General features: G+C 37.2%; 12 protein-coding genes. 6 read left to right on the forward strand and 6 right to left on the reverse strand.

Annotated elements, in window-relative coordinates:
• Positions 1-604 (forward strand): hypothetical protein (locus tag AAF462_04405; GenBank protein ID MEM7008356.1); only part of this gene is annotated, 604 nt, incomplete at its 5' end.
• Positions 605-921: 317 nt separating this feature from the next.
• Entirely contained in the window at positions 922-2,535 is a 1,614-nt protein-coding gene (locus tag AAF462_04410; GenBank protein MEM7008357.1) for a radical SAM protein, read from the forward strand.
• A gap of 3 nt (positions 2,536-2,538) precedes the next feature.
• Here the strand turns inward: AAF462_04410 and AAF462_04415 are convergent, their stop codons facing one another.
• Positions 2,539-3,573, reverse strand: a complete 1,035-nt coding sequence (locus AAF462_04415; protein ID MEM7008358.1) for a zinc-dependent alcohol dehydrogenase family protein — start codon at positions 3,571-3,573, stop codon at positions 2,539-2,541.
• Positions 3,574-3,714: 141 nt separating this feature from the next.
• On the opposite strand from AAF462_04415, the gene AAF462_04420 reads away from it, so the two are divergent.
• Positions 3,715-4,581 (forward strand): universal stress protein, encoded by an 867-nt coding sequence (locus AAF462_04420; protein MEM7008359.1) that lies wholly within the window; start codon positions 3,715-3,717, stop codon positions 4,579-4,581.
• 14 nt (positions 4,582-4,595) lie between these two features.
• Entirely contained in the window at positions 4,596-5,495 is a 900-nt protein-coding gene (locus AAF462_04425; protein ID MEM7008360.1) for a universal stress protein, read from the forward strand.
• Between the two features lie 6 nt (positions 5,496-5,501).
• On the opposite strand, the gene AAF462_04430 is transcribed toward AAF462_04425, so the two are convergent.
• The 3 genes from AAF462_04430 to AAF462_04440 all read right to left on the reverse strand — a co-directional run bounded on the left by AAF462_04430 (position 5,502) and on the right by AAF462_04440 (position 7,854).
• Positions 5,502-6,752 carry a cysteine desulfurase gene (locus AAF462_04430; GenBank protein MEM7008361.1) on the reverse strand — a complete coding sequence of 417 codons (1,251 nt, stop codon included), beginning with the start codon at positions 6,750-6,752 and terminating at the stop codon, positions 5,502-5,504.
• Between the two features lie 39 nt (positions 6,753-6,791).
• The gene (locus tag AAF462_04435; GenBank protein ID MEM7008362.1) at positions 6,792-7,166 is read right to left on the reverse strand and encodes an iron-sulfur cluster assembly scaffold protein; all 375 of its coding nucleotides are present in this window, start codon (positions 7,164-7,166) and stop codon (positions 6,792-6,794) included.
• A 91-nt stretch (positions 7,167-7,257) separates the two neighbouring features.
• Positions 7,258-7,854: a CBS domain-containing protein gene (locus tag AAF462_04440; GenBank protein MEM7008363.1), complete on the reverse strand. Its 597-nt coding sequence runs from the start codon at positions 7,852-7,854 to the stop codon at positions 7,258-7,260.
• Between the two features lie 129 nt (positions 7,855-7,983).
• Between AAF462_04440 and cobA the strand changes: the two genes are divergently transcribed.
• Both cobA and AAF462_04450 read left to right on the forward strand, forming a co-directional pair.
• The gene (cobA, locus tag AAF462_04445; protein ID MEM7008364.1) at positions 7,984-9,516 is read left to right on the forward strand and encodes a uroporphyrinogen-III C-methyltransferase; all 1,533 of its coding nucleotides are present in this window, start codon (positions 7,984-7,986) and stop codon (positions 9,514-9,516) included.
• Positions 9,517-9,574: 58 nt separating this feature from the next.
• Positions 9,575-10,297 carry a 16S rRNA (uracil(1498)-N(3))-methyltransferase gene (locus AAF462_04450; protein ID MEM7008365.1) on the forward strand — a complete coding sequence of 241 codons (723 nt, stop codon included), beginning with the start codon at positions 9,575-9,577 and terminating at the stop codon, positions 10,295-10,297.
• A 10-nt stretch (positions 10,298-10,307) separates the two neighbouring features.
• Here AAF462_04450 and AAF462_04455 read toward each other — a convergent pair whose 3' ends face one another.
• Entirely contained in the window at positions 10,308-11,753 is a 1,446-nt protein-coding gene (locus AAF462_04455) for a cytochrome c (GenBank protein ID MEM7008366.1), read from the reverse strand.
• Entirely contained in the window at positions 11,750-12,247 is a 498-nt protein-coding gene (locus AAF462_04460) for a zinc ribbon domain-containing protein (GenBank protein MEM7008367.1), read from the reverse strand. The genes AAF462_04455 and AAF462_04460 overlap by 4 nt, the downstream gene beginning before the upstream one ends.
• Positions 12,248-12,413 lie beyond the last annotated feature (166 nt).

The raw sequence follows: 12,413 nt of genomic DNA on the forward strand, positions 1-12,413 counted from the left end.
AGAGCTCAGAGTACTTACTACACTAAACGTTGAGCAAGCTTTTATATGCCAAAACATGAACCTTGCGCTACAAACAATTGGACTTGGCGGCTGGGCATTTACAGGACTTTTGCCACACTATGCTCTTGGAGTTAATCCCGAATACAAGGGACTTGGATTTACATTTACTCATCCGCAGAAAACCCTTAGAAGCTCAAAGCCTCCAGTTCCTGTTGGAAGAGATGGCGTATTTGAAGGACTATGTCCACCGTATGTTGATAATATGGGAGAAGCGGTAGACAAATTTCTTGAGCAAAGAGGCCACTTTTGGGAGGAGGACAACCCCTACCCTTATCAGGATCCACACGGAGTACTGCAAGATGAGTATCATCCTAATGAAGTTAGAATTGAGATTGTAAAGGATTTCTGTACGTACGTTTATGAGAATTACGGCCGTTTCCCGGCGTTCTTAGATCCTATGTTTGCAAGGCTAGTATTTCAAGCACATCACTTGGATCTTGATTTTTATGACAAGTACTACAATGAAGGAGCTTATACAGAAGTTCATAAAAACCATTTTAAACTCTGGCACCCTGAAATGAAGGATCCATTTGAGAAAAAATAATAAAACTCTGAGAACTACTATCTTTTTGAAAACATTGTATTAATTCTGATTATCGTATACTCTAGTAGCCAATAAATGGTATGGAATGGCTTAGGAATATGAAAGATTATTCCTATGGGAGTAATTTTAAAAATCGTATAACGATTTCATTCTTCTATAATCCCTCTTAATCCTTCAATGCCTTTGATCGATTCTGAAGTGTTTGGGAGAAATCTAGTTAAGAAAGTATCAATTATGCAAAATCTACTTATGGAGCATAGATCGTAGAGAGTAGTAAGAGTATATCTCGAGATTGATTTCAGATTAAAAAAGGAATTATGCGAAAACTTCGAGTTGGAATAATTGATTTTATAACTAAATCTCCTAATAAATCCTTGTGGGCGCGTATTATGCATGCCAACCTTGCAGGGCTCATGCCTCAAGTTGTTGCTGTGTGGTGTGAAGAACTTGGTCATGATGTGGAATTATTCTCTTTCACTGGTGCTGAGGATTTAAAATCAGACACGCCCTGGGATGTTGATATAGTTTTTATAAGTGCTTTTACGCAGTCAGCCAATCAGGCATATGCATTAAGCAATCTATATCGTTCTAAGGGTATAGTAACCATACTTGGCGGCCCTCACGCGCGCTGTTATCCAGAAGATTCACAAAAATATTTCGACTATATACTAGGCTTTACTGATAAAGAGATTTGCAGAGAAGTTCTTGAAGAATGCACCCATCATATCCCTGAAGGCAGACTCTTGTCCGCTTCACAGCAGCCAAGGTATTTACCTGGTATTCGTGAGCGTTGGAAATATATAGAACATTATTTAGATAAGGCTCCTTGGGTAAAGATAGTTCCCATGATTGGCAGTCTAGGATGTCCGTATACTTGTAGTTTTTGTATCGATGCAGACGTAGATTATCAGCCTCTTGAATTTGAAGCTATGAAAGAGGATTTAAGATTTGTTCTTACTAAGTATAAACGCCCAGTTGTGAGCTGGTACGATCCCAATTTTGGAGTCAGATTTGATGATTATTTAGGTGCAATCGAAGATGCCGTACCTATTAACAGCATTGATTTTATAGCTGAAAGTAGTCTATCTCTCTTATCAGAACCACACTTAAAACGTCTTAGAGATAATGGATTTAAAGCCATTCTGCCCGGCATAGAATCATGGAACGACATGGGTAATAAATCTAAAACAGGTAAAAAGCAGGGCATGGATAAAGTTGAGGTTGTATCTGATCATGTAAATATGATTCTCAGATATCTACCATATATTCAAACTAACTTTGTACTTGGCTTAGATTGCGATGATGGTGATGAATCGTTTGAACTGACAAAGAGATTTGTCGATATGTCTCCAGCCGCTTTTCCAGCATTTCCTCTTTTAACATCGTTCGGTGAAGCAGCGCCGCTTAATCTTGAATATCAAGGAGATGGAAGAGTCGTACCCTTCCCTTTTCATTTCTTAAATAATAATCACGCAATGAATGTAAGGCCAAAGTATAGTTCATGGCCGCAGATGTATGACCGCATAATCGGACTGGTTGAACATGCCTTCTCTTGGCCGGCAATATGGAACAGGTTTATTGAAACCAAAACTACATTTCCAAAAGCACTTAATTTCGTTCGAGCTGTTTCAACAGAAGGTTTTGGAAGAATGAGATTCTACAGAGAAATTAGAAGACAACTTGATGAAGACCGGCAGTTTAGGGATTTCTTTGAAGGCGAGACAACTGTGATTCCTGAGTTTTATATAAATATCATGAAAAAAGATATGGGCCCACTTTGGGAATGGCTACCTGAGGGAGCTATGTATCACGATCAAAATGCATATTATAAAAAAGAGATGGAAAGAAAGAGAAAGAAAGCAGAATCAAAAAGAAAAGAGATCCCAGCTCAGAAGAAAGTTGCCCAAGCCGCCAGAAGAATCACAGCATAACTATTAAGTTTTATCAACTATAAGAACCTTAGCGCCCTTATTATCACCCTTTTTAAGTTCATACAAAGCTCTATTAGCATCTTCTAAATCATATTCTTGAGTTTGTGGATGTATCTGCATCTGCGCTGCTAGATCTAAGAATTCTATAACATCCTTTCTACTCACATTTGCAACACTCTTTATCTCTTTCTCCATCCATAAATCCCTTGGGTAGTCCAAATTAAGCAAGCTATTTTTATCGACTTCCTCTTTTCTGATAGCATTAATTACTAGCCTACCTTCTGTATTAAGATTTTTAAGAGCTTCAACGACCGGTTTCCATACAGGGGTTGTATCTATTATTGCATCCAGTTTACTTGGAGCAAGCTCATCACTAGTGCCAGCCCATACAGCGCCAAGTTCTATGGCAAACTCTCTCTCCTTAGAACTTCTGGCAAATACATAAATATCCGTATTGGGATATAAGTGCTTCGCCATTTTTATTACGAGATGACCCGAAGCTCCAAAGCCGGTTAGACCCAATTTATCCCCATCAGAGATTGCGGAGAGTTTTAAAGATCTATAGCCAATTGCCCCAGCACATAGAAGAGGAGCTGCATCGGTGTCCTTAAGTATTTTTGGAATAATATATGCAAAGTCCTGTGGTACTGTCATATACTCTGCATATCCGCCGTCATGGTCTCTTCCGGTAGCTTTAAAGTCTGGGCATAAGTTGTCGTTTCCCTCTTTGCAATACTTACAGCGCCCGCAGGAGGAATATATCCACGCGACCCCTACTCTATCTCCTATTTCAAAGTTCTGCGCCTTAGTGCCCATATCCTCAATTGTGCCTACAACCTGATGGCCTAGCACCCTTGGAAATTTACTCGGAGATGTTCTGCCTTCTATTTCATCAAGCTCAGTATGGCAGACTCCACAAACGCGAACCTTGATCAGAATTTCGTTCTCATTTGGTTTGGGCTTTGGCAACTCAGCTAATTCCAGAGGGGATTTGTCTTCTCTAAGGTCCGTAGTCTTATTTAGTAACATCGCTCTCATAATCATCTCAACTTTCACTCATTAGTTATGTAATCTTATTATATCATTGTGAGATTAAAAAAAATAAGACCATGATACACCTTGTTTAATAAGCAATAATGAAGATAATATTTAATAGTTACTAAAAAGGAGGGGTTATACTTGATTAAGAAAATCCTATGGGCTTCAGACGGATCTGAAGATTCTATTGACGCTCTAGAATATGTGAAGAATATTGCACAAAGATGCAAATCTGAAACACTCGGACTATATGTAATTCCAGATTACTTCGAAGTAGATGTAAAAGACCAGTTTCCAGAGCAAGAATATGACTTGATTGCAAAATGGATTAAAGAGACAGAATCTAAAGAAAGTGACAGGCTGAAAGACATTGCAAAAGATTTTGAATCAAAGGGGCTTAATTTTGATACTCAAATAGCCCAAGGAGTGCCTCATCTTCAGATAATCCAAAACGCTCAAGAAGCTGGTGCAGATTTAATAGTTTTAGGTAAAGGGCGTGCTAAGGAAAAACTCCTAGGAGCAACTGCGCTTAAGGTAATAAGGCGATCACCTATTCCAGTTATGGTTGCAAGAAAAAGTGAGGGACCAATTAAGATAAAAAACATACTTGTTCCTACGGACCTGTTTAACATAAGATCAAGAGATCTTCTTTTAACTGCTGGTCTTGCTGAGTATTTAGACCTTAACATCACAAGTTTAAATATTGTAGAGGTTGGAAATAAAAAATATCCTCCTGAGGTAGTGGAGCGTCTTAGAGGAAACTCTTATAATAATCTCACTAAACAAGTGGATGAGGCAAATCTGGGTATAGGGGTTAATACAGTCGTGAAGACAGGGAAAAATGCAGTTAAGGGCATCATAAATTACGCATCAGACAATGATACAGATATAATTTTCATGAACACTTACGGCGGCGGAGAGTTTAGAAGAGAAGAGTTTATAGGGAGTGTAGCGGAGAGAGTAATACAGGAAGCTCCATGTCCTGTGATAACTGTTAAGCCTGAATAATAGGAGGGATAGTTATGAAGAATATTTTATGGGCAACTGATGGTTCACCCGAAGCCGAGAAAGCATATAGATATGCTAAGTATCTGGCTGCGAAGTCTGGGGCAGATATTATAGGCGTTCATGTTGTTCCACTTTCTGTGCATCTGCTTTATGAAAATTATAAAGATTCAGACTCTGATTTAGAAGAGTGGAAGTCTAATATAGAAAACAATGCCGCCCTTAGATTTGATAAGGCGAGAAAGGATTTATTAAGACAATCAATAAACTTCGAGGGTCTTATCTTAAAAGGCAATCCAAGCGAGAAAATAGTTGAAATAGCAAGAAAACGAAAAGCTGATTTGATCGTAATGGGAAAACACGGGCATGGGTTTCTTGAGAGCATGCTTGCAGGAAGTGAAACAAAAAAAGTTCTAAAAGGATCTCATATTCCGGTGCTCGCAGTAAAAACTAATAAGAGTACCGCTGTAATTAAAAACATTTTGGTTCCAATCGATCTCACTGAGTGCAGCGACTCTGCAGTCCTAAGTGCATTAGAACTAGCCCAAATCACTGGTGCAAAGATAAGAGTTATTTATGTGCTTAGAATTGATATGTATGCACAGGATATTCCGGCAAGCGCATTAGATATAGTAATTAGCGATTCAGAGAAAAACCTTAGCAAAAGAGTTTCACAGATCAAAAAATCCTATGAGAGGAGAAAAAATAGCTCAAAGAACATAGATATAAAAACAGAGGTTACTCATGGGATGGGTGAAGGAGCTTCTATTTCCAGATATGCCAAGAAGAGCAAAACGGACGTTATTGTTATACATACACATAACAGAACAGGTGTTAGAAGGTTATTGTTGGGAAGCGTAACAGAGAGAGTTATTACTCATTCTGATTGCAGCGTTTTAGCATTAAGACCAAAATAGATTTCTTTATCCGAATATTTGTTTTACTTTCTTAAGTGTATCAACGCAAAGATCAATTTCTTCTTTTGTATTGTACAAGTAAAAGCTTATGCGAGCCGTATAGTCCATAGAGAGCTCGCTCATAAGAGGCTGAGCACAATGATGGCCGGATCTAACCGCTACGCCTTGCTCATCAAGCATACCAGCAACATCATGAGGGTGAACCCCATCTACATTAAATGAAATAACTCCCACGCTCTGGGCACTACCTTTATGCCCATATATTTTTATCCAATCATGCTCTGACATCTGCTCGAGCGCATAAGTTAAAAGCTCTTCTTCATGCTTTATGATGTTTGAGAGTCCAACTTGTTCTAAGTAATCTACTGCAGCTCCAAGACCGATTCCTCCCGCTATGTTTGGAGTACCTGCTTCAAATTTCCATGGCAGCTCATTCCAAGTACTTTTATCACATGTCACTTTTTCAATCATATCGCCGCCGTACATAAAAGGCTCCATAGTTTCTAAAAGATCTTCTCTGCCATATATAAAGCCAATTCCTGTCGGTCCGAGCATTTTATGTCCTGAAGCTACCAGAAAATCACATCCAAGCTCCTTAACATCAATGGGCAAATGAGGAACACTCTGAGCAGCATCCACACATACCAATGCCCCTACTTTTTTTGCCTGCTCTATGATTTCTTTAATTGGATTAATCGTCCCTAACACATTTGATGCATGAATGATGCTAACTAGTTTGGTTTTCTCTGTAAGCAGACTAGTTAATTCATCTATCTTTAATTCTCCGCTACTATCTACACCAACAATGTTTATTTTAATGCCTGCTACATCTCTAAGCATCTGCCATGGCACAATATTAGAGTGATGCTCCATAATAGTTATCAGTACTTCATCGCCCTCTTTAAGACTATGAAGACCCCATCCGTAAGCAAGAAGATTTAATGACTCAGTAGCATTTCTTGTAAATATAATTTCGCTCCACTTATCTGCACCTATGAATTCAGCAACTTTTTTATGAGCGTCTTCATACATAACTGTAGACTCGTAACTAAGCGTGTGAACGCCCCTATGAATATTTGAGTTATGTTTGCGGTAATAATTATCGATGCAATCAATTACACTTTTTGGTTTTTGGGTAGTAGCTGCGTTATCTAAATAAACTAAGGGCTTTCCGTTAACCTCTCTTTTGAAAACAGGGAAGTCTTCTTTGAGAATATTTGGATCAAACATTATGTTATCTTTAATTAGTTTTTCCATGATTTAGCCGCTTTAAATGAAAAATCAAAAAAGTGAGAATTAGTTGGACTTTTTTCCTGAAAGAGCTTTTTTCAAAACTGTTAAACCTAATAGGGCACATTTAAATCGTATAGGTGAAACCTGGCCACCGAGGGCATTTAACATGTCATGATCTGTAAGAGATTCTATTTCTTTTACTTCCTTACCAACAACGTTCTCTGTAAGAATTGAAACCGATGCTTGGCTTATCGCACAGCCAGTGCCTGAGAATTTAATATCATCAAGCTTATTCTCTCTGATCTTTAGATCCAATCTTATAACATCGCCGCAAGAGGGTATGCCTTCTTCATAAGAAAAATCAGCATCATCAATAGTGCCAAAATTTCTAGGATTTTTATAATGATCTAGTATGAATTCTAAATTGTCACTTTCCATAATTATCTCATTAAATTAATTAATCCAGATTAGTATACCAGTAAATACTCGTAGTTCACTTAAAACAATGTATGAGTTTGTAATTAGAGGGTTACTCTTCGGTATGTACAACATTCATTGTACAATTGTGCTCTCTTAATACCTTATCAACACGGCCTAAGTCACAGTCGACAACCCAAAAATGACTCAGCTGTCTATTTACTGGTGCGGAGCTAAAAGAAATAACCTTTTCTGAATTATTTTGAATAAGGTGTAAAACATCAAAGAGACCAAGTTCATCAGACATTTTTACTTCGAGCTTTATCGGCTTATCATTAAAGCTAAATGTTGTGCGAAGCGCATCAATAATATCTGTTAAAGTCAGTATGCCTAAAAGCTCGTTATTTGTTGATACAACAGGTAGAGAGTTGTAGTTTTTAATTCTAATTATGTCAGATGCACTTTGAATTGGCGCATCTTCCATTATCGTAACCGGATCACTAACCATAACTTCAGAGACCTTCATGTCATCATTTTCAGAGATTGTTTTTGTTAAATCTTGTTGTGTTACTATTCCAACCAACTTGCTGTCTTTAACTACAGGACATTGTCTGAAGTTTAGTTCTTGCATCATCTCAAGAGTAGATTTTGCGGTGTCTTGCGGTTCCACTGTTTTTGGGTGAAGCGTCATATAATCTCGAACTAGCATGGATAATAACCCCCTATCGGTTATTCAAGGTCTTGTTGTGTTTAATATAATACCATGTAATAAAGACTGACCAATACCAAGGTTTGAGCTTGACAATTATAAGCCTCTTTGGTTTTCTTCTAAAAAGCGATGAAGAAAAAAGCAGCTGTATATCTTATTGGGGCAGGACCCGGCGACAAAGATCTAATAACTCTAAAAGGTAAGAAGCTCTTAGAAAGTGCCGATGTAATAATCTATGACTACTTAGTGAATTCAGATCTTCTTAGACACGCTAAAAAAAGCGCTGAAGTGATTTATGTAGGGAAAAAAGCGGGTCAAAAGGAAATGCCTCAGAAAGATATCAATACACTATTAGCAAGCAAGGCTAAAAGCGGGCGCATTGTTGCCAGGCTAAAAGGCGGCGATCCTACTACTTTTGGTAGAGGAGGAGAAGAAGCTCAGGCGCTACGCAAAAAGAAAATACCCTTTGAAATTGTTCCAGGCGTGAGCTCAGTCTCAGCGGTTCCAGCGTACGCGGGTATCTCTCTAACCCATAGAGATTTCACATCTTCTTTTGCCGTTGTTACAGGTCATGAAGATCCAACTAAAAAACACTCTAATATTGAGTGGGATGCACTTTCTAAAATGGGCACTATTGTTTTTCTAATGGGTGTTCAAAATTTAAAGAAAAATATGACAGAATTAATTAAGGCCGGAAAAGATCCTAAAACACCAGCTGCTGTTATCACTTGGGGCACCTACCCCAAACAGCGAACACTTACAGGCACGATTGAAAACATTTATCATCTAACCAATAAAAGACAAGACATAACATCACCTGCCGTAATAGTTGTTGGCGAAGTTGTGAAACTAAGAGAAATAATAAACTGGTATGAGTCAAAACCTTTATTTGGAAAAAATATTGTAGTCACTAGACCACTTGAACAGTCTGATGAGTTGATTAATGAACTATCATCCCAAGGGGCTAATGTTATTCACTTTCCAACTATCGAAATAGCACCACCAAGAAGCTATAAGTCACTGGATCGAGCGATAAAGACTATATCAGACTATGATTGGATAATTTTTACCAGTGTAAATGGGGTAAAATCATTTTTTAACAGACTAAGAGAGCTGAATAAAGATATTAGATCTCTTCATAAAGCTAAAATCGCTGCAATCGGATCCGCAACTTGTGAAGAGATTAATCAACTAGGTCTAAATGTAGACATAATCCCAGATGAATTCAAAGCAGAAGGTCTTATCAGTAAACTTAATAAGAAGAATTTAAAGAATTCTCGTGTACTTATTCCCAGGGCAAAAGTTGCTCGAGATGTACTACCGGAAAATCTAAAGAGTCTAGGGGCAAAAGTTGATGTAGTAACTGCTTATATAACTAAAAAACCACCAGCTAAAGGTTTAAAACAGATAAATAGGCTTCTAAGTGACAATAAAATAGACCTGATTTCATTTACGAGTTCATCTACTGCAAAAAATTTCTTTGAACTCATTCCAAACTTCAAGCAAACTCCAAGCAAACCGCTAATTGCCAGCATTGGGCCAATAACTGCTAAGACAGTAAAAGAATATGGATATAAATCACAGATAATACCCAAAAAGTATACAGCGTTGGATTTATCAAAATCTATTAAATTGTATTTCAAAAACAAAAACTTAAAGTAAGAACAATTGTCTAATTTTTATAGTACTTTAATAACAACTACTGAGGTAATTTCTGATTATGCCCAGATTTTCGATAACTAAGGATAATATTCAAAATAATGTTGCCGTTATCTCAGGCGATGACTACAAGCATATTGTAAAAGTGCTTAGGCTTAAAGTTGGCGATAGTATTACGCTTTTTGATACAACTTCAACTGAATATTATGCAAATATTCAAGAGATCACAAAGAGAGAAATATTTCTTCAAATTAAAGAATCAAAGCAGATATTTACTGAATCTCCTATAAGAATTACTCTACTACAAGGACTACCAAAAGCAGATAAAATGGACTACATAATAGAGAAGGCAACAGAGCTTGGTGCTTATAAAATAGTGCCAGTAATAACAGAAAGATCTCAGTTTACTAAAATTGACAGAAAAAAGAGATGGGATCGAATATCACTTGAAGCATCAAAACAGTGTGGAAGGACCAATCCTACCATTATAGAAAATACTTTAAACTTTAAAGACGCAGTAAATATATACAATAAAGAAGAGTTAGCAGTAATACTTCAAGTAAACAGTGAAGTATTGGCTAAAGACTATATTAAAAACTCTTTACAAGTTCCCCAAAATATTGTATTATTTGTAGGTCCGGAAGGTGGTTTTACGGACAATGAAGTCCTCCTTGGTAAACAAATGGGTTTCATCTCTCTGGGTCTGGGTCCCAGGGTACTTAGAACCGAAACTGTAAGTGTTTCGGTTCTTTCAATTCTTCAATTTCACTACGGAGATATGTGATTACTACCTATCACAGTCTCCGTATAATTTTTTTAAGCTCATTTTTCTTATTTTCCCTAATATCTCGGTAAGAATTTTCATCAATATTTCCAGATTCGAAGTCATCATCAAGTTTAGCAATTTCTTTCATTAGCTTAGTCTTCTGTATAGAAAAATCCTCTACCAAATCGGGTTTAGTCATTTTAGACTTTTGTTTGGTATATGATGAATAAATAATGCCAATAACTACTATAAGCAGCAAAAAGCCCAGTGCTGCATATTTTAAATAATCAGATTTGAGCAAATCCCCTTCAAATTTTAGCTCTATTTTAGCCCCAGACTCAAGTGATTCACCCGTCCATTTGAGAAATTTCTCTCCCTGTACGTCAACACTTTGCTTTGGAGAAAGTCCAGATACCGTCGCCGTTTTATTAGTATCTGAGATCAACAGCAAGAAATTCTGAGTTGGATATTCGATGAGTTGATCAAATTGAATTGTACCGGATTCTAAAGGAATGTTATAAGTGTAAACCACTCTTTTTTGTCCAGGTAACATGCTTGTAGTATCCGCAAATCCATAATTCGTCTTTATTAGATCGTCAGGATTTACACCGTGAATAAAATTAATATCCTGAGCATCATTTGGAATATTTAACTTTAGTGACTCTTTTCTGCCATCTTGTGTTTCATTGCCCCCGACATATATTTTGTCGCCGTCATTACTATATAGAGTTATGTTTGCTATATTAAGTGCTTGATCAGAAGCCTGAACAATAACTTGTCTTTCTATAATATTTATATCACTTTCATCAAATGTTGGCTCATAAATAGGAAGGTTAAGCTCCATCTTGCTTTCATCAGGTTTGAAAACCATTTTATCAGTTGAATATTGGGTTCCTTTGTAATTTATAGTTAGCTCATAGCTTCTATCCCACCTAAGATCAGCAAATTTATAATTACCCTCTTCGTCCGATTTAATTGTTTTCTCATCCGTAGCCCTATCTCCCATATAAGATGTAAGGGTAAGATCTACACCGAGCTCAGGACTCTTATTAGTTTCATTGACAACTTGACCTGATATTACCCCCTTTTTTACAAGCGTTTCAGAGGGTTTAAAGGAAGTAAGGTATTCGGCAATTAATTTTGCCTGGTCGGCTGGAACATTTGTCGGCGGCATTGGGGGGTAACCTTCATTCACCGGCATTTTACCAGATTGTTGGTAAATAAGTTGAGGGTTTTCTATCCATGTAATTATTTGCTGTTCTGAGTATTTTTCTCCAATTCCTAAAAGGTCAGGACCAACGAACCTACCTCGTCCAATTGTGTGGCACCTAACACAACGGTTTTGTATAAATAGCTCTTCTCCGCTTATTGGGCTCTGAGAAAGCCCCTCATGCTGCGCATAACTCTTATCATAAATTGAGGCATTTAGAGATATAAGTGATATAATGGCTATTATATATAGTCTTAAATTCATGAATTTAACTTTGCTCCACATTTTGAACAATACAAATCAGTTTCACTGTATTCAGATCCACATTGTGTGCAATACAGTGAAACAACTTTTGAAGCTCTAAATGATGAGATCTCTTTTTCTAAATTCTCATCTGAAGTATCTCTGTACGCTAATATTTCTTGCTCTAATTCCTTGTCCAATTCTCCAAAGCCAGTTTCCTGTTCAATCTCATCTATTTCTTTAAGCACTGATGCAGCCTGAGTTTGATATTTATTATTTAGTTCCTCGTAATCGTCTTTCGATAACTTACCCAGGCCATAGTCAAAATCGATGTCTCTTATGGCCGAATACAAAGTCTCTTTTTTATTATGAAGTGCAATCAGCTTTTCAGAAATTGAATCCAATGGCTCTTGAATTGAGTTTATATTCCCATCTTCTTTTTTCTTTAGAAAAAATGGAAGCACAATATAGAGTGCAGCTAAAAGTGTGATGATGCCTATTATCAAGTTATACACAATTTTCTCTTTTTCTCGAAAAATTAAGAAGAGTTTTAAGCTCTTATTGCAGCGTCTTTCTCACCAACGCTGTATCTAACAAATGCCGTCTCTGTAATCTTTTTACCACTTGGCCACATCGTAACAATTGCACCGATTACAAGTAGCAAGCCCCCTGCCCAAATCC

It is taken from the genome of Thermodesulfobacteriota bacterium (genome assembly GCA_039028315.1).
Taxonomy (GTDB): domain Bacteria; phylum Desulfobacterota_D; class UBA1144; order Nemesobacterales; family UBA2774; genus CR02bin9.